Origin of the sequence: Dactylosporangium sp. CA-233914, assembly GCF_050942935.1 — a bacterium.
In the GTDB taxonomy this organism is placed as follows: Bacteria; Actinomycetota; Actinomycetes; order Mycobacteriales; family Micromonosporaceae; genus Dactylosporangium.
Map to the genome: position 1 here is coordinate 868,072 of NZ_CP192030.1, position 22,181 is coordinate 890,252.

At 71.3% G+C, this 22,181-nt stretch carries 15 protein-coding genes and 1 pseudogene; 8 read left to right on the forward strand and 8 right to left on the reverse strand.

What is annotated here, in order from left to right; translation table 11 throughout:
• Nucleotides 1-44: 44 nt before the first annotated feature.
• The gene (gene eccD, locus ACQPY0_RS03960; protein WP_432984789.1) at nucleotides 45-1,382 is read left to right on the forward strand and encodes a type VII secretion integral membrane protein EccD; all 1,338 of its coding nucleotides are present in this window, start codon (nucleotides 45-47) and stop codon (nucleotides 1,380-1,382) included.
• A 420-nt stretch (nucleotides 1,383-1,802) separates the two neighbouring features.
• Here the strand turns inward: eccD and ACQPY0_RS03965 are convergent, their stop codons facing one another.
• Nucleotides 1,803-2,342: an inorganic diphosphatase gene (locus ACQPY0_RS03965; protein ID WP_432984792.1), complete on the reverse strand. Its 540-nt coding sequence runs from the start codon at nucleotides 2,340-2,342 to the stop codon at nucleotides 1,803-1,805.
• An 81-nt stretch (nucleotides 2,343-2,423) separates the two neighbouring features.
• On the opposite strand from ACQPY0_RS03965, the gene dacB reads away from it, so the two are divergent.
• The 6 genes and pseudogenes from dacB to folE all read left to right on the forward strand — a co-directional run bounded on the left by dacB (nucleotide 2,424) and on the right by folE (nucleotide 10,816).
• Nucleotides 2,424-3,827, forward strand: a complete 1,404-nt coding sequence (dacB, locus tag ACQPY0_RS03970; protein ID WP_432984795.1) for a D-alanyl-D-alanine carboxypeptidase/D-alanyl-D-alanine endopeptidase — start codon at nucleotides 2,424-2,426, stop codon at nucleotides 3,825-3,827.
• 88 nt (nucleotides 3,828-3,915) lie between these two features.
• Nucleotides 3,916-4,956: pseudogene (locus ACQPY0_RS03975) on the forward strand (zinc-dependent metalloprotease); the annotation flags it as partial.
• Between the two features lie 1,081 nt (nucleotides 4,957-6,037).
• Entirely contained in the window at nucleotides 6,038-6,955 is a 918-nt protein-coding gene (gene tilS / locus ACQPY0_RS03980; protein WP_432984798.1) for a tRNA lysidine(34) synthetase TilS, read from the forward strand.
• Between the two features lie 368 nt (nucleotides 6,956-7,323).
• Nucleotides 7,324-7,899: a hypoxanthine phosphoribosyltransferase gene (hpt, locus tag ACQPY0_RS03985; protein ID WP_432984801.1), complete on the forward strand. Its 576-nt coding sequence runs from the start codon at nucleotides 7,324-7,326 to the stop codon at nucleotides 7,897-7,899.
• Between the two features lie 227 nt (nucleotides 7,900-8,126).
• Complete coding sequence (gene ftsH / locus ACQPY0_RS03990; protein WP_432984804.1) at nucleotides 8,127-10,127, forward strand: ATP-dependent zinc metalloprotease FtsH; 2,001 nt, start codon at nucleotides 8,127-8,129, stop codon at nucleotides 10,125-10,127.
• Nucleotides 10,124-10,816, forward strand: a complete 693-nt coding sequence (folE, locus tag ACQPY0_RS03995; RefSeq protein WP_432994970.1) for a GTP cyclohydrolase I FolE — start codon at nucleotides 10,124-10,126, stop codon at nucleotides 10,814-10,816. Before ftsH ends, folE begins: the two co-directional genes overlap by 4 nt.
• An 18-nt stretch (nucleotides 10,817-10,834) precedes the next feature.
• Here the strand turns inward: folE and ACQPY0_RS04000 are convergent, their stop codons facing one another.
• On the reverse strand, nucleotides 10,835-12,790 hold the full coding sequence (locus ACQPY0_RS04000) for a hypothetical protein (RefSeq protein WP_432984807.1): 1,956 nt from the start codon (nucleotides 12,788-12,790) through the stop codon (nucleotides 10,835-10,837).
• A gap of 424 nt (nucleotides 12,791-13,214) precedes the next feature.
• Between ACQPY0_RS04000 and ACQPY0_RS04005 the strand changes: the two genes are divergently transcribed.
• Nucleotides 13,215-13,622: a hypothetical protein gene (locus ACQPY0_RS04005; RefSeq protein ID WP_432984810.1), complete on the forward strand. Its 408-nt coding sequence runs from the start codon at nucleotides 13,215-13,217 to the stop codon at nucleotides 13,620-13,622.
• Between the two features lies 1 nt (nucleotide 13,623).
• On the opposite strand, the gene ACQPY0_RS04010 is transcribed toward ACQPY0_RS04005, so the two are convergent.
• Genes ACQPY0_RS04010 through ACQPY0_RS04035 form a run of 6 tightly spaced genes read right to left on the reverse strand, consistent with a single transcriptional unit; the run spans nucleotide 13,624 to nucleotide 22,172 of the window.
• Nucleotides 13,624-14,238 (reverse strand): hypothetical protein, encoded by a 615-nt coding sequence (locus ACQPY0_RS04010; protein ID WP_432984813.1) that lies wholly within the window; start codon nucleotides 14,236-14,238, stop codon nucleotides 13,624-13,626.
• Nucleotides 14,235-15,377 (reverse strand): M23 family metallopeptidase, encoded by a 1,143-nt coding sequence (locus ACQPY0_RS04015; RefSeq protein ID WP_432994972.1) that lies wholly within the window; start codon nucleotides 15,375-15,377, stop codon nucleotides 14,235-14,237. Before ACQPY0_RS04015 ends, ACQPY0_RS04010 begins: the two co-directional genes overlap by 4 nt.
• Before the next feature lie 2 nt (nucleotides 15,378-15,379).
• Nucleotides 15,380-15,922: a hypothetical protein gene (locus ACQPY0_RS04020; protein ID WP_432984816.1), complete on the reverse strand. Its 543-nt coding sequence runs from the start codon at nucleotides 15,920-15,922 to the stop codon at nucleotides 15,380-15,382.
• 9 nt (nucleotides 15,923-15,931) lie between these two features.
• Nucleotides 15,932-17,860: an MFS transporter gene (locus ACQPY0_RS04025; protein WP_432994975.1), complete on the reverse strand. Its 1,929-nt coding sequence runs from the start codon at nucleotides 17,858-17,860 to the stop codon at nucleotides 15,932-15,934.
• 41 nt (nucleotides 17,861-17,901) lie between these two features.
• Nucleotides 17,902-21,801 carry an ATP-binding protein gene (locus ACQPY0_RS04030; RefSeq protein ID WP_432984819.1) on the reverse strand — a complete coding sequence of 1,300 codons (3,900 nt, stop codon included), beginning with the start codon at nucleotides 21,799-21,801 and terminating at the stop codon, nucleotides 17,902-17,904.
• On the reverse strand, nucleotides 21,798-22,172 hold the full coding sequence (locus ACQPY0_RS04035) for a hypothetical protein (RefSeq protein WP_350544567.1): 375 nt from the start codon (nucleotides 22,170-22,172) through the stop codon (nucleotides 21,798-21,800). The genes ACQPY0_RS04030 and ACQPY0_RS04035 overlap by 4 nt, the downstream gene beginning before the upstream one ends.
• Nucleotides 22,173-22,181: the final 9 nt, after the last annotated feature.

Consider the following 22,181-nt stretch of genomic DNA (forward strand, 5'->3'; position numbering starts at 1 on the left):
ACGGGGCGGACGGCGGGCCGGGGCACGTGGTACCTCTATTGCCCATGTCGACCGCCCCGGCCGGACTGGCCCGCATCACGATCAACGCACCCCAGCGGCGCGTCGATGTCGCGGTGCCTGATGCGGTACCGCTGGCTGAACTGCTTCCGGAGCTCCTGCAGCACGCCGGGGCCGGACTCGCCGACGACGGGGAGCGGCACGGAGGTTGGCTACTGCGTCGCGCGGACGGGACCACCCTGTCGTCCGCCGCGGGCCTGGCGGGGCAGGGGGTGTACGACGGCGCCGTCCTGCACCTGGTCCCGGCCCGCACGGGCTGGCCCGAGCTGGAGTATGACGACGTCGTCGAGGCCATTGCGGCGGGTGCGCGCCGCCAGGGCCTGCCCTGGAGCCCGGCCGCGACCCGCGCGACCGCGATCGGGGTCACCGGCGCCGGCCTCCTCGTCGCGCTGCTGTCGATCGTGCGGAACGACCAGCCCCTGGTCGCGGCGGCCGTCGCGGTCGGGCTGGTGCTGGCCGGCGTCACGGCCTCGCGAGCCTACGGCGACGCCCTGGTCGGGGCGGGCCTGGCCGTCTTCGCGATGCCGTTCGCCGCGGCGGGCGGTTGGCTGGCCGCGCCCGAGCCGGCCACGCCGGCCGACCGCACACTGCTCGCCGGCGTCGCCCTGCTGCTGGCCGCCCTGGTCGCCGCGGCCGGCGTCGCACACCTGCTGCGGATCTTCGTGGCCGGGATCAGCGCCGGCGCGCTGGGTGCGCTCACCGGGCTGCTGGCAACCGCGATCCGCCCCGCGGCGGCTGCGGCCGTTCTGCTGGCGGTGCTGGTGGCGGGCGTGGCCGGGGTACCGCTGCTGGCCATCCGCCTCGGAAAACTGCCCATGCCGATCGTCACCGACCCCGGCGAGCTGGCCTCCAGCGGACGCGGGCTGACCACGGCGGCCGACCGCACGCGGATTTTCGCCGCCGTGGCGCGCACCGACGAGATGCTCACCGGAATGCTGCTGGGGCTCGCGATCGCGGGCGCCGGGGCGTCGCTGGTGCTGGCACGCTCCGGCGACGTCTCCGGCACGGTCCTGGTGGCGGTCGCGTCGACCGCGCTACTGCTGCGGGCGCGGACCTTCCTGACCGTCCGGCAGCGGCTGCCCCTGATCGTGGCGGGTGTGGCCGGGTTCGTCCTGCTCGCGTTGTTCGTCCGGGTCGACGCGAAGATCATTTCCGCGGTCGTACCCCTGGTGGCGCTCGTCGTCGCCGTCGCGGGTGCACGCTTGGCGGGGCGGCCGGCCTCGCCGTACGTGGGGCAGGCCGTGGACCTGCTCGACACGCTGTGCCTGGTCGCCGTCGTGCCGATCGCGTGCGCGGTCCTGGGACTCTACGGGCTGTTCGGCTGAACCGGCGGTGAAAGGCCGGGAAGGCGCGGCCGGCGGCAGGCGCCCTGCTCGCGGCTGCCCGGCCGGGGCGAGTCGCGATACGCCGAGCACCCCAGCGCCGGCGCGACCGGGTGCGGTCTCGGCCTGTTGCCCCGGGTTACTCAGCGGATCGGAGGAGGCTGGGCAGAAACGGGATCGGGGGCTGGGCGGGAGCGGAACAGCGTCGAGCAGAAACGGACCGGGGTCGGGGCGGATTCGGACCCGGGCCGCGCGTGACCGGGGCCGATCGGGGATTCGGGCCGCGGGCTGGGCGGAGCGGGATCGGGGGCGGTGGGCCGGGCGGAACGGGATCGGGGGCTTGGCGGAAACGAATGACGCCCGGCCGCCCTTGGGGCGGCCGGGCGTGTCGTGAAGGTCCGGCTACTTGAGTGAAACGCCGGGCTAATCGACCGGGTGAGCGATCGGGGCTACGCCCGGGTCGTGGTATGTGCCCGCGGCGATCGCCTCCGCGTAGCGCCGGCGGGACTCGACGATCTCCGCCTCCGCCTCGACGCGGCCGACCCACGTCGCGCCCTCGACGCTCTTGCCGGGCTCCAGGTCCTTGTAGACCTCGAAGAAGTGCTGGATCTCCAGGCGGTCGAACTCGCCCAGGTGGTGGATGTCCCGCAGGTGCTCCAGCCGGGGATCGTCGGCCGGGACGCACAGGACCTTGTCGTCGCCGCCCTTCTCGTCCGTCATGCGGAACATGCCGATCGCCCGCGAGCGGATCAGACAGCCCGGGAAGGTCGGGGACTGCACGAGCACGAGCGCGTCGAGCGGGTCCTCGTCCTGGCCGAGTGTGCCCTCGATGTAGCCGTAGTCCGCCGGGTACTGCGTGGAGGTGAACAGTGTCCGGTCCAGCCGAATCCGGCCTGTGGCGTGGTCAACCTCGTACTTGTTGCGCTGACCCTTGGGGATTTCGACCGTGACGTCGAAGTCCATGTGACGACTCCTCACCCTCGCACCGCTGCGCCGACCATTAGTCTCGCGTACGGCACGGTCGGGCAATGCGGGGAGGGTCCGGTGGCGAGGGAAACACCACAGAGCGGCGGGCGGGTCGGCCTGATCGCCGCCGTCGCCGGGCTGGTCGTGGCGCTCGTCGCGGCCGTGGCCGCGCTGTCCGCGGGCACCTCGATCGTCGACGGGCTCGGGCTCGCCGGCGGGCAGAAGACGCGCTGGACGGCGGGCGCGACCCCGGCCGCACCGCCCGCGGTGCTCGCCGCGGCGGACGGTCAGGCGCCGATGCCGAGCCAGGGCGGGGTCTCCTCGGTGCTGGCGCCGCTGCTGGCCGTGCCGGCGCTCGGCCCGCACATCACCGCGTCGGTGGTGGACGTGACCACGGGGCAGTCGATCTTCTCCTCGGAGCAGGACGCGGCGATGACCCCGGCGTCGACCACCAAGATCGTCACCGCGGCGGCCGTGCTGGCCACGCGCGGGCCGGCGTACCGCATCCCGACCCGCGTCGTCGCCGGTGCCCAGCCCGGTGAGGTTGTGATCGTCGCGGGCGGAGACCCGACGCTCGCGGTCTTCCCGACCTCGTACTACCCCGGCGCCGCCCGCCTCGACGACCTCGCCAAGCAGGTCAAGCAGGCGCTCGGCGACGCGGCCCCGACCAGGGTCCTCTACGACAACTCGGTCTACACCGGGCCCGGGATCGGGCCGGGGTGGGACGAGGACGCCACCACCGGTGGATCCGGCGCCGTCATGACGCCGCTGATGACCGAGGGTGGGCGGACCAAGTCGACGAAGTACTCCGACCGCTATCCCCAGCCCGACGCGCAGGCCGCCCAGGCGTTCGCCAAGGCGCTGGGCGTGCCGACGGGTGCGGTCGCGGCCGGCACCGCGCCGGAGGGCGCCAAGGAACTGGGCAAGGTCGAGTCGGCGCCGGTGTCGCGGATGGTCGAGTTCATGCTGCAGGAGAGCGACAACGTGCTCGCCGACGCGCTCGCCCGCCAGGTCGCCCTGGCCAAGAACCAGCCGGCGTCGTTCGAGGGCGGCGCGGCGGCCATGAAGAGTGTGCTCGAGGAACTCGGGCTGCCCGTGGCGGGGTACGGCCTCGTCGACGGCAGCGGCTTCTCCCGCAACGATCGCCTCTCCCCGGCGCTGCTGACCGCGATCCTGGCGATGGCCGCGCGGGCCGACCGCGGCGACCTGCGCGCGATCTTCAGCGGCCTGCCCGTCGCGGCGTACTCCGGCACCCTCTCCATGCGTTTTCTCAAGGCGAACGAGGGGAACTCGGCCGCCGGACTGGTGCGGGCCAAGACCGGCACGCTGACCGGGGTGAACTCGCTCGCCGGCGTCGTCGTCGACGCGGACGGGCGGACGCTGGCGTTCGCGTTCATGGCGGACCAGACCACCAACGCCAACCAGGCGGTCGTCGCGCTGGATCGCGTCGCCGCAGCTCTCGCCGCGTGTGGATGTCGCTGAGCGAAGCAGCCGTCACGCTGGGTCGATCAGGGTTCACTCAGGGTTTTCACCTTCCGCGACGCTGGCCGCACACGGGTACGGTTGGGTCATGGCGCAGTTCGTCGATTGGGATCTGGCCGCGGCAACCGCAGCGGCGCTGGGCAAGAGCGGCCCCGCCGTGTCTTACGAGCAGGCCGCGGACGCCGTCACCGACCTGCGCGGTCTGGCCGAGGAGGCCGCCGGGCACGTCTACGAGTTCACCCGTCTCAAGGCCATGATCCAGGGGCCGCCGGTCCGCGTCGTCGACCGCCGCGACTGGGCCACCACCAACATCGAGGGGCTGCGGCAGGTCATCCAGCCGCTGGCCGAGCGGCTTGCGGGCGGCAAGCAGCCGGGCGCGATCGCCAGCGCCATCGGATCGCGGTTCACGGGCGTGCAGGCCGGGACCGTGCTGGCGTACCTGTCCGGCAAGGTCCTCGGCCAGTATGAGGTCTTCTCCGCCGACCCCGGCCAGCTACTGCTCGTGGCGCCCAACATCGTCGAGGCCGAACGCAAGCTCGGCGCCGACTCCCGCGACTTCCGCCTCTGGGTCTGCCTGCACGAGGTGACCCACCGCGTGCAGTTCACCGCCGTGCCCTGGATGCGGGGCTACTTCCTCGGCGAGGTCGGCGCGTTCGTCGACGCCTCACAGCTCAACCAGGACCAGCTCGCCGAGCGCCTGCGCCGCGGCATCAGCGCCCTCGCCGACGCGGTGCGCGACCCCGAAAGCCGCGTCTCGGTCCTCGACCTCGTCCAGACCCCCGGCCAGAAGGCCGTGCTGGACCGGCTGACCGCCCTGATGACGGTGCTGGAGGGCCACGCCGAGTTCGTCATGGACGGCGTCGGCCCGGACGTCGTGCCGACCGTGGAGGACATCCGCTCCAAGTTCAACCGCCGCCGCGAGGCCGGCAACCCGCTCGACCGGGTCCTGCGCAAGCTCCTCGGCATCGACGTGAAGCTGCGTCAGTATGCCGAGGGCCGCAAGTTCGTGCACGCCGTCGTCGACCGCGTCGGCATGGACGGCTTCAACAAGATCTGGCAGTCCCCGCTGACCATCCCGCGCCTCGACGAGCTGACCGAGCCCGACGCCTGGGTCGTCCGGGTCCTCGGCACCAGCGCCCTGAACCGCCCGGCCAACCCCTCGTCGGCTTCGATCGCGGCCCCGCCGCCCCCGGCCGCCGCGGCGAGCGCTTCGCCGCCGGCTGCGGTCGAGCCCCCGCCGTCCCCGGTTCCGACGGTGCCGGAGCCGCTGGACGAGGCCCCGGCGGAGGCCGGCGTCGCCGAGCCGACCGAGGTTGCCGGGTTGGCGGCGGACGAGTCCACGACCGCCGTTTCCCCGGGTTCGGCACCACACGAGCCTCCCGCCTCCGCGGCCGATGCCGGCGGCGAGCCCGCCCCGGGGGACATTCCCGCCGAGGCCGAGCCGCCCGCGGCCGAGGCGCCGGCCGAAGGCAAGGAGCAAACGACCACCGAGACGGACCCCGAGGCCGGGGACGAGCTGAATGCGACCGGTGAAGAGGTGGCCGGCGCGCCGGAGCCGATCGGGGCGTTCGAGCCGGGTGAGGCGATGAGCGTGGCGAAGACCGCCGGTGACGGCGAGCCGGTGGACAGCGACGTGCTGGAGACCTCGGCGAAGAGCGACCTGGCCGGGGCCTCGGCAGACAGCAGCACGGCCGAGGACGATGCGGCGGCGGCCTCGACGGGCGATGATCCGGATGCCCCGCAGGGCGACAAGGCGGGCGGGGGAGCCGTGGGCAGTGGCGAGGGGCCAGCCAAGCCGGTCAACAGCGGCTGAACGAGTGGCTGCGCTCGCACCCGCGGTTGCCGCGATTCGGAATGCGGTTCGGCGCAGCCTGGGCGAGTTGCGTCCGGCGTTCGTGGCGGGCGAGGCCGCCGCGGGCGAGCGGGAGACGGTGCGGCGCCGGCCCGCGGGTCACGCAGTCGAGGCCGGGGGCTCGGCTGCCGAGGCCGAGGTTTCGCCGGTCGGGACTGAGGTCTCACCTCCCGAGCCTCAGGTTTGGCCGGCCTCGGCTGCGGCCGACGCCTCGCTGACCTGGGCTGATGTCTCGCCGGTCGGGGCCGCGGGTACGCCCGCCGGGGCGGGTGTGTCCGCGGACGGGGCCGGTGAGCGGGGCCCGCTCGCCGCCGGTCTGACCCGTGAGGCTGAGAGTTGCCCCTCAGGTTTGGTCGAGATGGTGCCTGGCCGGGAAGCGGACACGGTGTTGGTGGCCTGTTCGGGTGGGGCGGACTCGCTGGCGTTGGCGGTGGCGGCGTTGTTTGTCTGCCGGCGGGGCGGGCTTCGGTGTGGGCTGGTGACCGTCGACCATGGGCTGCAGGGCGGGTCCGGGGAGCGGGCCGCGGAGCTTGCGGACTGGGCGCTTGCGCGCGGGTTCGCGCCGGTGCAGGTGCGTAGCGTGCGGGTCGGGGCCGGTGGGGGGCCGGAGGCGGCAGCCCGGGAGGCTCGGTATGCCGCGCTGGAGGCCGCGGCTCGGGAGCATCGGGCCGGGATGGTGCTGCTCGGGCACACCCGGGACGATCAGGCCGAGACGGTGCTGCTGGCGCTGGCCCGCGGGGCCGGGCCGCGGGGGCTGGCGGGGATGGCCGAGCGGCGGGTGCGTAACGGGGTGTTGTTCGTACGGCCGCTGCTGGACATCAGCCGGGCCGAGACCCGGGCCGCCTGTGCGGCCGAGGGGCTTCCGGTGTGGCAGGACCCGCACAACGTCGACCATGCGTTCGCGCGGTCGCGGCTTCGGCCCGTTGTCGAGGCGCTGGGGGAGCGGGTGGTGGGCAACCTGGCGCGAACGGCCCGGATGGTTCGAGTCGACTCCGAATACCTCGACGAGGTGGCGGGCGTGGCGCTGCGGGAGGCGCTGGTCGAGCCGGGCAGGCTTTCGGTCGACGCCCTGCGGCGCATGCCGGAGGCGGTCCGGGGGCGGGTGCTGCACGGCTGGGCGCTCCGGCTGGGGTGCCCCGGGACCGGCCTTTCGTACCAGCACGTCGTGGCGTTGGAGGCCCTGGTCGTGGGCTGGCACGGGCAGGGGGCGGTGGCGCTGCCCGGCGGGCTCTTCGTGACCAGGGTCGGCGGGCTGCTGTGCGGTGGACCCGCGTGACTGTGGGGAGGGCGCCTGCCCACTGCTCGGCGGACGAGTAGTCCGCTGCGGAGTGGGCAGGTCGAAGCTAGCTGGCTGTGGGCGGGCCCATGCAGCTCAACCGTTGACCACCGGGCTGGATCCGCAGGCGGCGTTGGACCGGCCGCCGTGGTACTGGCACTCGGGGCTGGACGTGTGCGTCGAGCCGGCGCGGCCGAGGAGCCGAGGGTGTTCGGCAGGAGGTGGGCGATCTGACGTACGGCGGTCAGATATGTGGCGGGATCGGAGCCGTGGGCCGACGGCTGCGCGACGGGCCCACTGAGTGGGAGAGTTCTCTCAAGGAGTGACCCCGGATCGATCCTGGCGCGCTGATGGTGCAGGCTTGTCGCATGGCCGACGGCACCACCTGGCACTCGTCCGACATCGAACACGTGATCGTCAGCGAGGAGCAGATCCGCGACAAGACGGCGGAACTGGCCAAGCAGGTCGCGGCCGATCACGCCGACGCCGAGTCGATCCTGCTCGTGGGCGTGCTCAAGGGCGCGGTCATGTTCATGGCCGACTTCGCGCGGGCGCTCGGGCGGGTCGGGCCGCCGGTCGAGCTCGAGTTCATGGCGGTGTCGTCGTACGGGCAGGGGACGACCTCGTCCGGGGTCGTGCGGATCCTCAAGGACCTGGACCGGGACATCGCCGGGCGGCACGTGATCGTGGTCGAGGACATCGTCGACTCCGGGCTGACGCTGTCGTGGCTGCTGAAGTACCTTGAGAGCCGCTCCGCCGCGCAGGTCGACGTGGTGGCGCTGCTGCGCAAGCCCGACGCGCTGAAGGTCAGCATTCCGGTGCGATATGTCGGATTCGACATCCCGAGCGAGTTCGTGGTCGGATACGGTCTGGACTACGCGGAGCGCTACCGTGACCTGCCGTTCGTCGGGGTGTTGAAGCCGTCGGTGTACGGACGCGGCTGACCGGCTGTTTTGGTGGACCTTTCCTGAGAGTCTGCTGAGAGCCCATCCTCCCCGGCCGACGCCGATCCGCGACTGTCGGTGCCACGGTGTACCGTCAAATGGTCGCAAGCGTCAACTGAGCCCATACCCTTGGCGGCGCTTTCGGCACCGCACCGGAAAAGTGGGTCCGGTGCGGTCGACGGCCTTACGGATGGAGGGGCCGGGCGCCGAGCGCGTCCGACGACAACATGGAACGTACCCGTTTGTTCCGCCGGCCGGTGGTCTGGATCCTTCTGGTGATCATCGGTGCCATCGTGCTCAGTTCCTTCTTCACCTCCGGCCCGAGCTACACCAAGGCGGACACGTCCGTCGTGCTCGAGCAGCTTCGCGACGGCAACGCGAAGAAGGCTGTGATCCAGGACAAGGAGCAGACGCTCAACCTTGATCTCCGCAACAAGATCAAGGTCAAGGGCACGGAAACCAACAAGATCCAGGGCCAGTTCTCCTCGCAGAGCGCTGACGAACTGCAGAACGAACTCAGCACGCTCAAGTCGCAGAAGAAGCTCGACGAGTTCAACGTCAACGTCACGCAGGACAACATCTTCATCAGCCTGCTGATCAACCTGCTGCCGATCGCGGTGCTGGTGGTCCTGCTGCTGCTGTTCATGTCGCAGATGCAGGGCGGCGGCTCCCGCGTGCTCAATTTCGGCAAGTCCAAGGCGAAACTGATCTCGAAGGACACCCCGAAGACGACGTTCGCCGACGTCGCCGGGTCCGACGAGGCCGTCGAGGAACTGCACGAGATCAAGGACTTCCTGCAGGCCCCGGCGAAGTACCAGGCGCTCGGCGCGAAGATCCCGAAGGGCGTGCTGCTCTACGGGCCGCCCGGCACCGGTAAGACGCTGCTGGCCCGCGCGGTCGCCGGCGAGGCCGGGGTGCCGTTCTACTCGATCTCCGGCTCGGACTTCGTCGAGATGTTCGTCGGTGTCGGTGCCTCCCGCGTCCGCGACCTGTTCGAGCAGGCCAAGGCCAACGCGCCCGCGATCGTGTTCGTCGACGAGATCGACGCCGTCGGCCGCCACCGCGGCGCCGGCATGGGCGGCGGTCACGACGAGCGCGAGCAGACGCTCAACCAGCTGCTCGTCGAGATGGACGGCTTCGACACCAAGGGCGGCGTCATCCTGATCGCCGCGACCAACCGGCCCGACATCCTCGACCCGGCCCTGCTGCGCCCCGGCCGCTTCGACCGCCAGATCGCCGTCGACCGCCCCGACATGGAGGGCCGCAAGGCGATCCTGCGGGTCCACGCCAAGGGCAAGCCGTTCACGCCCGACGTCGACCTCGACTCGGTCGCCCGGCGCACGCCCGGCTTCACCGGCGCCGACCTGGCCAACGTGATCAACGAGTCGGCGCTGCTGGCGGCCCGCAACGACAAGCGGGCGATCACCAACGACTACCTCGAAGAGGCCATCGACCGGGTCATCGCCGGCCCCGAGCGGCGCACCCGCGTGATGAGCGAGCACGAGAAGAAGGTCACCGCATACCACGAGGGCGGCCACGCGCTCGTCGCCTGGGCGCTGCCCCACTCAGCACCCGTGCACAAGGTGACCATCCTGTCCCGCGGCCGCTCGCTGGGCCACACGCTGGTCCTGCCCACCGAGGACAAGTACACGCAGACCCGCTCCGAGATGATCGACACCCTGGCCTACGCGCTGGGCGGCCGGGCCGCCGAGGAGCTGGTCTTCCACGAGCCGACCACCGGCGCCGGCAACGACATCGAGAAGGCGACCGCGCTCGCCCGGTCGATGATCACGGAGTACGGCATGAGCGCCAAGCTGGGCGCCGTCAAGTACGGCACCGGCGAGGGCGAGCCGTTCCTGGGCCGCACCATGGGCCACGAGCGGGACTACTCCGAGAAGATCGCCGCCGAGATCGACGCCGAGATGCGCTCCCTGATCGAGATCGCGCACGACGAGGCCTGGGAGATCCTGGTCGAGTATCGCGACGTCCTCGACAACATCGTCGAGGAGCTCATGGAGAAGGAGACCATCTCCCAGACGGACATGACCCGCATCTGCGCCCGCGTGGTCAAGCGCCCGCCGATGGCCCCCTTCAGCGGCAACGGCCGGCGCCGGCGCGCGATCGAGGCCGGCACGAACGGCTCCGAGGTCACCCAGCCGGTGAGCGTGGGCGGCGACGACCACGTGCGCATCACCAGCGGCGGCGAGACCCCGGACGGCACGCACTGAGCGAGTACAGCAGCACCGAGCCCGACACTGATAACGGTGCCGGGCTCGTTGCTGACCGGGAGCTCGACCACGTCGCCGCGCGGCTGGTCAGCGGCAAGCTGAGCGGCGTCGAGGTCGAGCGCAACGTCGACCTCAAACGCATCGAGGACGCCGTCCGTGAGATTCTGATCGCGGTGGGTGAGGACCCCGACCGCGACGGCCTGCGCAAGACCCCGGCCCGCGTGGCGCGCGCCTACGCCGAGCTCTTCGCCGGCCTGCGCGTCGACCCCGCCCAGGTGCTCTCCACCACCTTCGAGGCCGACCACGAGGAGCTCGTGCTCGTGCGGGACATCGAGGTCATGTCCATGTGCGAGCACCACCTGCTGCCGTTCCACGGGGTGGCGCACATCGGGTACATCCCGGGGCATGACGGGCGGATCACCGGGCTGTCGAAGCTGGCGCGGCTGGTCGAGGTGTACGCGCGGCGGCCGCAGGTCCAGGAGCGGCTCACGGCGCAGATCGCTGACCTGCTCATGGCGCAGCTCGTGCCGCGGGGCGTCATCGTGGTCATCGAGTGCGAGCACATGTGCATGTCGATGCGGGGCATCCAGAAGGGCGGGTCGCGCACGATCACGTCCGCGGTCCGGGGGCTGCTGCGGGACGACGCGAAGTCCCGGTCCGAGGCGATGGCGCTGATCATGCACGGCTAGCGCCCGGTGGCGCTCCGGTCAGGCCAGCAGCAGCACGCCGCCGAAGACCAGCACCGGAACGAGCGCCAGCAGGCTGATGATGAGGCCCAGGACGGGCGTTCGCGACGTGGTCTTGCGGGTCATCGCGCCGATCGTGAGCCAGCCGAGGCCGAAGGCGATGGCCGGGAGTACGAGAGCGCAGGGAAGGGCCAGGAGACCCGCGCCGGTGAGATCCTCGCTCGCCACCAGCGCGGGGATCTGCACGACCGCGGCGAGGAGCGCGAAACCGAAGTAGATCGCCGCGTTGACCCACACCCGCCGGTTCGACGCCGCCTGGCGTCCGGGCGCCGCCAAGTCCGCCTCAGAGCGCTTCAGACCGGCCGCCGCGTATCGCAGGGCCTGCGACACCCTCCCGGGCACCGACTCCGGCACAGGCGGGCTCAGCGGGCTCACGACGCCCGTCCCGACGGCACCCGGCGCCCCGGACACCGGCACACCGCTGGTCGGTCCCCCGCTGTTGCGCATCGCCGGCGGTGCGCTGCGCGGCGTGACCATGGGATAGCCACCTGTGTTCGGCAGGGGGCGCGGTGGCGCTCCCGCGGCCGCAGGCGTTCCCGGTATCCCCGACACCGGCGGCACGCTCAGGGGAGGCCGCGGCGGGGCGCTGACCGGGTTGGTCATGATGCGCTGCCCCTGCGGCCAGCCGCCCGGTCCGGGCATGAGTGCGGCCGGAGGCGGTGGCGGGGCCATGGGCGCGCCCCGGCGCGGGTCCAGCGGCTGCGCCACCGACGTCAGGGCGGCGTGGGCGGCCTGGATCTCAGGCCAGGGGGGTACGAGCTCGACGGGGCGGCCGCCCGCCTCGCCGACGACCTCCTGGAGGTACGCCTCGTGGTGGGCGAGCTTGGCCCGGATGGCGGTCAGGTCCTGCTGCGCGGCCTTGAGCGCCGACTTGTGCTCGGCCACGATGGCGATGACCTCGCGGCGTACGGCGTCGAGGCGCTGCCCGGCCGCCACATACTCCAGCCACGCCTTCCGGCTCGCCTCGCCCACGGGCGCGGGCGGCGCCGTCCACGGCCCGCTCAGCTGCGCGCAGACCCGGCGGACGAGCTCGGCGGGCGGGTCGGGGTCGAGGTACACGGGCGCGTTGAGCCGGCTCGGCCCGGTCCCGGTGCCGGAGAACGTGGCCCCCGGCGGGTCGCCGACCCAGGCGTGCGGGTTGCGGATCGCGATCTGGGTGGCGTGCGGCAGCGGCGCCTGCGTCGTCTCCTGCGTCAGCGGCGGCGGCGGCCAGCCCGCGGCGATCAGGTGCAGCCGCCCGGCCGGCCCGGCGTGCGCGAGCTGCGCGATGCGCGCCAGGTCGCGCCCCTCCGTCAGCTCGGGCAGCGAGGCGATCACGATCAGCAGCGTCGGCGCCGGCCCGTCGGTCCGCGTCGCGAGCCAGCGCTCGCCCTCATCCAGTACTGCCCGCAGGCCTTCGGCATCCGTCGCCGGCGGCGGCATGATCGCCTCGATCCCGCCGAACCACCCGAACGTCGACCCGTCGACGACCGCGTCCACGGTGCGGATCCGCACCGACCCGGGCGGCGACGAGGCCAGCAGCCGCAGCACCAGGCTCCGCAGCAGCCCCGCCACCCGGCTGTCCCGCGCATCGGCGTCGATCGCGATGTGGCCCGCCCGCAGCAGCGGCACAATCACCGGAAACCGGGCGTCGTCGAGCGGATGAGCCTGACCGACCCGTACGAACGTGGGCGGCAGCGGCCCGCCGAGCGGTGTGGCGGGCGCCAGCGCGTCCAACTGGGCCCCGAGCCACCCCGGCGCCAGCATCGCCGCGTTGGCCCGCAGACCCGCGGCGAGATCGTGCTGCTCCGCGTATTGCTCAGCCGGGGCGGCGTTGGGCGAATATCCCTCAAGAATCGGCCCGGCGGCGGCGATCAGCGCAGCGGTGTGCCGATGCTGCGCAGCCGCTCGCTCGATCCGTGCCCGCAGGCGTGCCACTTCGCCCCTTCCGATCCAAGCCAGATGCGGGAACGGTAACGCAGACTGCTAATCCAGTCAGCAGGCACACTACTGCTCTCATGTTGTCGCAGGTAGCCGCCTCGCACTCATCCCCGCCTTCAGCCCGCGGCCCGGGCTCGCCGGAAGTCCGCGGCGCGGGAGGATGCCTCGCGGGCGCGCGGCGGCTAGCCTCTGGAGCGTGGACCCATCGAAGCCCAACGACCCAGCTGTGGAGCAGGGGAAGGCGATTCCCCGGTCACGGCCGGGAGCCGACGAGGTCCTCGAGGGCGAGATCATCGATAGGGGCGTTCCTATTGGACGGCCTCGCACTGGGCCACCTCCACCGCCGACGGCTCCGCCACAGCCACCCCGCAAACCGGGCCAACTCCGCCGCACGATCCTATGGACCTTGCTGGGTGTACTAGTGGCAGTCTGTCTGGGCGGCGGCCTGACCTTCTACGTTGCTTACGACAAGGCGACGACACCGGAGCGTGGGACGCCGGCGGTCTCGCTCCAGCAATACATCACCGCGAAGTTCTCGATCCGCGACAAGACCCGCGCGAAGCTTTTCACTTGCGGCGACGCCAACCTTAGTCAGGTCGACGACCTACTGGGCACGATCGAGAGTCGCGAATCAGAAACCGGCGTAGGTATTCAGGTGACCTTGAGAGATCTGTCTGTTGTGGAATCCAGTAACTCGGCAACAATTAATACCAACCTGGATGTCGGCGCCGCGCAGGGCAACGGGACGACGGTAGTTAGCCAGCGATGGGAGTTCGGGCTCCGAGACGTGAATGGATGGCGTGTTTGCTCGGCAACCAGGCTGAGCTGAATTACTCGACCCAGAGCAGGTGGATCGGGACCTCCAGGGTCTTTGGGGCCTGCCCGCTCCACGCCCACCGATACCAGTCCACCTCTCGGCAGACCCGTACGCAAATATCCCCCTCAACCCCGCTGTACGCCTCAGTAACCGCCCGTAAATCCCGCTGATCCCGGCCCGTCTTGTCCTCAGGCCCTGGCACGCGAACAACCCGCCGCCCGGTAACCCCTGGGACGTCGCGAATCCGCCGAGGCGCCCGCGAGGGCGGTGCATCCAGCGAAACCAGTTGGAAGTCGTCGCCGGACCGGGTGACAGATGACGAAACCCGCTCCACCCATACCCGCTCCAGCGGCACGAGTGGCGCGAACACCTCGGTCTGCTCGGCCTCTGCGCGGTACCACTCCTGCTCCGGCAACGCCGGAACATAGGTCCGGCTGGCCTGCACGACGACGTCGTCGATGCGCAGGTCCCCACGCCATCCCAGCCCCGGCAGCCCGATCACGGCCCGCCGCCCGCGCAGCTCGCGCAGTATCGAGGCCGGCACCAGCTCGATCCCGGCCGGTGCGCGCTCACTCCCGGCGAGCAGGTCCCAGTCGGGGAAGTCCCCTCCGGCGGGCAGATCGGTCACGGCTTGACCCCCAGTGGCGCCCCATTGCGCTGCATGAACGGCACGGGGTCGATGGCGCCATTGTTACTCGGATCGCTGTTCATGTGTACCTCGAAGTGCAGGTGCGGCCCAGACGAGTGCCCAGTAGTCCCCGAGAACCCGATCTCCTGACCGGGCGCGACGTGCTGCCCGATAACGACACTGGGCTTCTTGATCATGTGGCAGTACCGCGTGAGCAGGCCGTTGGCGTGCTGGATCTCGACGTACCAGCCGCATCCGAGCACGGATGGCGAGCCGTCGCGCCAGCAGCCCCAATCGGTGCCGTTGGCGAGGTGGGCCTGGCAGCGCACCTTCACCACGAGCCCGGCGGCCGCGGCCCGGATGACGGTGTTGCGCGGCACGATGAGGTCGACGCCCTGGTGGGTGGGGCGCGAGGCGGTCCGGAACCCGGAGCCGACCTCCCCGTTGACCGGTGCCGTCCAGCCCGACGCCGCGATCTGATCGCCGCTGACGCACGTCAGCTTCGTGGAGTCCCCGGCCGCGCGCGCCGCCCCGCCGGTGAGCGAGTTGACGACGGTGCTCGCCAGCTGCTCGTGTTTCGCGTACGCGTTGGGGTACGCGCTGCGCTGCACCCGCTGGGCGGCCCGGGTGAGGCTGAGGCGCTCCCAGCCGGGGACCTGCAGGAGCTTCTCGTAGAACTTCCGGGAGGCGTACTGCGGATCCATGACCTGCGCCGGCGCGCCCCACCCCGTGCTCGGCCGCTGCTGGAACAGCCCGAGCGAGTCGTGGTCGTTGCGCGCCCCGAGGTTCGGCAGGTTGTGCAGGCTCGACTCCTGCATCGCGGTCGCGACGGCGATCACCCACCCGCGCGGCGGCACGTTCATGTCCTGCCCCACGCGCACGATGATCGCCGCGTTGCGCACCTGCTCCTCGGACAGCTCATGGTGGCTCGGCAGCTTGGCCGAGGCGTCGACCAGCTGCCCGTTGCCGCATCCCGCTGCGTCGTAGTCCTGCGTGTTGCGCGCCGCGTCCATGAAGAACCCGACAACCCCCGCCCCGCAGCAGATCAGGACCAATCCGGCGCAGAGAGCCACCAGAAAGGCGGGCCGAAGCCGTTTTCCTCGCGTCGGTACCTCGAAATCGTCGCTTTCCCCGAGAATGCTCACGCCGTCTCCCAGTCCAGCGAGGTGACCTGCCACCGCCCGTCGGCGACCTGCAGCTCAAGCACGATCGTCCCGCCCTCGGCGGGGAACTTGGCAACGGTGGCCGACCCGACGTTCTCAAGCTGCGGGGACCCGGTAATCGTCGCGGTGGGCACATCGGCGGGATCGGTCTCGGCCAGATCGGCCATGAGCTCCGCGGACGCGTCCGGCTTCAACGCGGCCCGCCACTGCTCCCCGGTAATCCCAGGCTTACGAATCCACGCCTCGGCGAACCGTGTAGCGACGGTGGAAACGTCCGGGGCCCCCTTGCTGAGGGACGGCGCGACGACAGGCGTCTCGTCCACCCCGTCGTCCCCCAGCGAGGCATATGGATCGGCCGAGGTGGGCACCGGCGCGACGGTGGGCCCGAGCGCATCGTTGGCCGAGTCCCCACCGCCGCGATCGAACACCGTACGCCCGACCCCCACAACGGCAAGCACCACGACCACCAGTACCAGCGCAATGCCGTACCGCGTACCGAGCAGCCGCAGAACAGTCCGCATCTGTGCCGCCTACCCGGGAAGACTCGCCGATTCGGGCCGTCGAGCCGGCGCCCGCTCCCCAGCGGAGGACCGATCCGAGTCGGGCCGATAGATCGAGTAGGAGGGTGCACTCTCGGAAGGCACGTCGGGCTCTTCCCAGGAAGGCTCCCGCCGCCGAGAAGTCCGCTGCGCCCCAGAACCCCGCGACGCCCGCCCAGTCTCCGGCCGCTCAACGGGCACCATGTCCCCGCCGCCACCAACAGTGACACTGTCTTCACTACGAGACTCGGGCCGGGCCTGCGTCTGAACGCTCTCCCCACCCCGCCGCTGAGCTCCAGGCTCCCTGGTCCCCCCGGCCTCAACAACTTTGAGCGCCGCCGCCTGCCGCACATCACGCATGAACAACCGATGCCAACTACCGGCAGATGTAATAGCCCGCGTCGAGTCCTTACCCCCGAGCTGCGTAATCCGCCGATAGGGCCGCAGCAGCAACCACCCAACCACCCCGGTAAGCCAGATCAGAACGACCTGAAGCCACGGGGCCAGTGAAGGGGTCTGGAGGATGAGCGTGACCGCAAAGAGGTAGATCGCTGATCCAGTGCCGAAGATGATGATGTTGAACAGTGCCGCGATAACTGCGTTCCCGAGTCGACGAAGCCCAGCGTTTGCTGGACGTAGCAGACCGATGGTGCCGAGGATAGGTGCGGCGATCACGGCCCAGCGAAACAGCAAGAACCCGAGGATGACTAGCACTGATGCGGTCACGTCGAAGAGGGCGAAGAACAGGGTGGAAATGATCGCCAGGAATCCTGCCCCGATGCGGTCCATGCCCTTGCTGCCCTGTAGGTGCTCGTACGCTTCCGGGTCTTCTGTGCGAATCTGTTCAGCGATTCGCATCCAGCGCTGCTGTTTCCCTTCCTCGACGACTTGCCGCATCTTCGACTCGACTGGCGGGCCGGGTTCCTTGTTTCGGATCCGCTTCTCTTCGGCGTCTCTGGCCCGCTTTTCGTCAGCTCGGATCAGCTCGATTTCGGCCCAACTGAAGGATTTCGCGTCATATAGGGCCGGGCCATACTTCTTGGCGGTGTCGCTGTCGGCCGAGCCCAGTGTTCCTCGCAGCCAGTTGTGGTAAAGCAGTCCATCTACGACGGTGTCACTCGCACGTACCGCAGGTGGGCGAGTGTCTTTGCAAGCTGCTGGGTCGATGTTGTTGCACTCGCTGGCATTTGCTGATTCATCTCGGGGGCCGACGGCGTCGTGGATCACTCCGAGGCTGCTGATCAGACCCTTGTCGGCAAGGCTGGCAGACCAGGTTGGCCACGCTGCGATAGCGCTCATGAGCACCATGACGAATATGGCCCATCCAGCGGTTGTCATCGCATTGGAGAGGTCCGACTGTCGGGAGCGCCAGAGAAGGTAAAGGCCGACGATTGCGAGGGTAATGGCGCCGAAGACGGTGAAGACCTTATCGTAAACGGCCCGGGTGGCCTGTTCGACTAGGGGATCGGCCCAGCCCCACATGTAAGCTGGATCCCAGGCGCGCTCGCGCAGAGCGTTCGAAGCGCCGAGAATGCCCGTAGCGAGGGTGAACTCTCCGTTCGCGATTGTGTTTTCAAATTCTGCGCTAGGGTTTGTGACGACTGAAGCGCACTTTAGATCGTAGGTGCTGAAGTCGTAGCCGGCGTATCCGTAGTCGCTATACTTAAAGCGGAGGCCAGTCGTCTTCGACGATTCAGGCTGCTGGGCGAACCATCCGGCCATGCCGGAGTCCGGAGCGCTCGGGGTTGGAGCGTTCAAACAAGACAACTTTCCTTGCACGTCGACCTGTAGTCGATTAGCGCAGTTCTGGAAATTGCTCGGAACCCGCCATTCCTCGACGGTGCAGAGGGGGTCGCCGGGGGCGTGGGTGGACGGGGCGGCTTTGGCCGCCGGAATCGGGCCTCCGAAGAGGGTGGCCATGGCCGTGACGAGGACCACGGCCACGTGCACGGGCAGGCGTCTCACCGATCATCCTCCGGGTCGTCATCGTGGACGTCCACGATTTCGCCGCCGACTGCGTTGCCGGCGCTTGGTACACCCCCCGGTGTCGTGTCCAGGTAGCGGAGCAGGTCGGTGACGTACGAGACATCGACCCGGACCTTCTGCACGCGCCCGTCCACGTCGCGCATCACGAATTCGCGGAAGCCCAGGCGTGACGATGAGCTGGTGTCCACCTGGGAAAGGGCCGCCAGCGTCTGCTCGTAGCCGACGTCCGTCGGCACGCGCAGGAGGCGGAGGGCCTCGGCGGCGATCTCGGTGTCCTCGGCGATGCGGCCGACGAAGACGGTTGAGACGAGATTCTGCACGTCCAGGCCCAGGATGTCCTTGGGGTTCTGGGAGGCGACCAGGGCCGCGAGGTTCCACTTGCGGGAGTCGCGGGCCAGGCGGACCAGGAAGGAGCGGCCGGAGCGCCAGCCTTCCATGAAGTGGGCCTCGTCCAGGCCCACGAGCTTGCGGGCGGCCATGTCGCCGCCGTAGCAGCGGCGGACGGCCAGGCGGTGGGCGGTGTGGAGCATGGGCAGGGCGAGGGACTCCTCGGCGGACCAGTACTCGCGCTCGATCTTGAGGTCGGGCAGGCGGAGGCCGGCCATGGTGATGATCGTGATGCCGGCGTCGGCGCCGAGCAGGCCGGCGGGCGGGGAGCCGAAGAAGAGCATGGCCAGGGGCATCTCGGCGGTGTCGAGCAGGAGGTTGCCGAGCTCGGCGGCATCGTGGTCGCCGGTGTCGCGCAGGGAGCGGATGACGTCCTCGAGGGTCGAGGACTCTTCGGCGGGGACCTGGCGGACGGCGTGGCGCAGCATCGTCGCGGTGGCGGCCTCGCGGGCGACCTGGGGCGGGACGAGCATCATGCAGATGTCCTGCACGAGCATGCGGCGCTCGGCGCGGGCGTTGGAGATCGCGATCTCGAACTCGCGGTCGCCGCCCGGGCCGGGCGCGTAGTGGCCACGCTGCGGGGTCGGAATCAGCGCGTACGGCGCCAGCGTCCCCTGCTCGGAGCCGGTCAGGTTGAGCACGCGGGAGTACGGGGCCAGCTCCGGCATGCTGGCGAGGCGGGCCAGGGGGCCGGACGGGTCCAGCAGCGTCACCTGCACCCCGCGCCGCGCCGCCAGGTAGCCCAGGGCGCCCATGAGGGTCGACTTGCCACCGCCCGGCTCGGCCACGAAGACCGCCAGGCCCGAGCGCTCCCGCACCTCCATCGGGAAGTGCAGGTCGAGGAAGACCGGGCGGCGGGAGGTGCCCGCGGTGCGGCCGATGAGGTCGCCGCGGCGGTCGCCGACGGTGGAGGCGGCCTGCGGCAGGGCGGCGGCGAAGAGCTTGACCGGCATGCGGCGCACGTAGCCGGTGTTGGCCAGCGGTTCGCCCGGGATGAACTCGCGGGCCAGCCAGTCCTGGTTCTTCGGGTGCTGCAGGGCGATGCGCATCTCGCGCGAGTACAACTGCGTGACCCGCCGCGCCCGCTCCAGCGCCTCCTCGCGGGTCCGGCCGCCGACCGCGATGCGGTGCCAGCCGTGGGCGCGGGAAGAGTCGACCGGCAGGCCGGTGCTGATCTCGTCGCCGATCGTGAGCGCGCGCATGGCCAGGCGCTCGAGCTCGGGCGGTGCGTCGATGCCGTGCTCGGAGTAGTCGGCCTGCTGCGAGCGGATCAGGCGGAGCCGGTGCTCGAGATTGCGGAACGAGTCGCCCGGGCCGAGGATGTCGATCCGCGACGACAGCTCCATCGGCCACGGCAGGCGCTCGTGGAAGTGTAGCCACGGCTCGTGCCGCTCGGGGATCTCCAGCGGCTCCATGCGCCCGACGGTGAGCACGGCGACGTGACGCTCCTCGCCGGTCACCCGGTTGACCAGCTTCACCGTCGATCCGTACGGCGTGCGGTAACGCTCCACCGACTCGGTCAGCGCCAGCAGGTCGCCCGCGTCCCATCCCCCGTCGAGCGTGGTGATGTTCGCCGGCGGCTGCATGCACAGCGCGACGGAGCGGTACAGCAGCCACTCCAGCTCGGCCGTGGTGACCCGCCGGCCGCGCATGCCGAAGGCGCCCAGCACCTCGTCGAACTGCTCGACGGTGCGGGCCATGCGGCGCCGCTCGGCGTCGGCGACCCCGCGCTTGAACAGCGCGCCGATGCGCTCGGCGAAGGTGTCGCCGAGCGTGCGGCGGGCGAAGGCGATGCCCAGGTACGTCTGGCCCTCGGCGTGATTGATCGACAGCAGGTGCTTCTGCGCGGCGACCAGGTGGTCGGCCCACGACGGCCCCGCGGCGGAGGGCAGCGGGCGCGGCGTGTTGGCGTCGACCACGCGGGCCCACTGGTCGGCCGGGAACGGCCGGGTCGTGCGCCGCAGGTGCAGCCGGAAACCCGCCAGGCCCGCGAACTGCTCCGAGACCGCCGACAGCAGCGCCTCGCGCTCGGCGTCCGGGCGGAACGCCCAGCGCACCTCGGGCAGCCAGTACCACGCGGTGACCGTGTTGGGCGTGAACGTCAGGTGCCCGGCGATCTCGGTGATCGCCAGGTCGATGGCGGCGCTGCGGTCCTTGTGCCGAGGCTTCGGCGTCTTGTCCAGCGGCGTCCGGCGGCCGCGCTGCGGCGGCGGCTGGACCCGCGGCGTCCGCGGGGGCTGCTGAGCGGGGACGCCGCGGGCGGGCACGGTCCGTCGCGCCGGTGGCGGCGGCGCGGTGGTCACCGAGTTCTTCCGGCCGGTACTGCTTGTGCCCGCTCCGGCCGCCCGCTCACCCGACGACCCGTGGCGCTCCGCCGAACGCTCGCCCGGCACCCCGGACCGCTCCGCCGAGCGCGCCCCCGGCGGGCCGTAGCGCTCCGCGGCCCACTCGTCGGTCGCGCGGAACCGCTCGTCGGCCCGCCCGCGCCGCTCCGGCGTGCGGTCGCCCTGCCGCGAGACCCGCTCCGGCGGCCGCGGCGCTGCGGGCCCGCCGAACGCGTCCCGCTGACCGAGCGGCGGATGCTCGCCCGACGGCGAACGGTCCCGCGCGCCGAGCGGCGGATGCTCCCCGGACGGGGCTGCGAAGTCGGGCCGATCACCAAAATTGCCCCGGCCACGCGAGCCGCCCCGATCACCCGAGCTGCCCCGATCACCCGAGCTGCCCCGATCGCCCGGGCCGCCCCGATCGCGCGAAATGGACTGGCCGCCGGGATTGGTCCGGTCGACCGAGCCAGCCCGGTCAATGGAACCGGTGCGATCGATCGAACCGGTGCGGTCCCGGGAAGCGGACCGATCGCCCAGGGCGGGCCGGCCACCCGAACCGGCACGGCTGCCCAGCGGCGGATGCTCGCCGGACGGAGACCGGTCGCCATAGGGCCGGTCGCCCAGCGCGGGCCGCTCCCGGGTCGCCGGCCGGTCGCTGAGGGCCGGCCGCGTGGTGTGCCGCTCCCCGTTGGTCCGCGCCGGCTCGACCGCCGGGTTGCGCGGCACGGCCCGCGTCGGCGCCCGCAGGTCCTCGGGCGCGCGCGGCGCCCCGGAGGCGGGTGCGGCCGAGATCGGAACGCCGGAGACCGGCTGGACGCGCTCCACCCGCCCGGCGCCGGGCTCCAGGGCGCGGAGCCGGTCGCGCGGGTTGCCGCCCGGCGGGTCGTCGAACAGCCCCATGAACGGCGAGTCGACGTCCGGCGCGGGCTGCCCGCTGACCGGCCGCTCGGCCCCGCGCCCGGCCTCACCGGCCGAGCCGCGGGAGCCCCGCGCGCCACCCGCGGTGTCCGAACCGTTGGGGCCGGTCCCGCGGAACATGGCGACGCGGCCGCCCTCGGCGACCGCGCGGAGGCCACCATCGTAATCGGTTGACTGCGTAGCGTCGTCGTCGAAGTCCGAGCGGTCCTGATGTTCCCCGGTCCGGCGGGGAGGCGGAGTGGTCATACGAGATCACCGGTGAGTTCCGGGCGGATGCGCACCTTGGAGGCGACCAGGCGGGCGTCGCGCAGCTCGGAGCTGGGCTCGCGGGTGTGACGCCAGTCGGTCAGGGCGGTGCGGACCACCATGCGGGCGGGTCGATCGGGGTCGACGTAACGGAAGATCAGCGACGTCGCCACGATCGCGAGCGCGATCTCGTAGGCGGGGAAGTAGTCGACGTGCAGCGTGATCAGGTAACGGATGAACATGAACAGCGGCACCAGCAGCGCGAACACCCCGTACTGCGCATACGGCAGCTGGATGGGCAGCGTGTATCCGGGCGGGCCAAGGTAGACGAGGCGAGCCCGGTAGATGTCGTCGTCAGTTCGCAGGCGCATGGTCGGTCA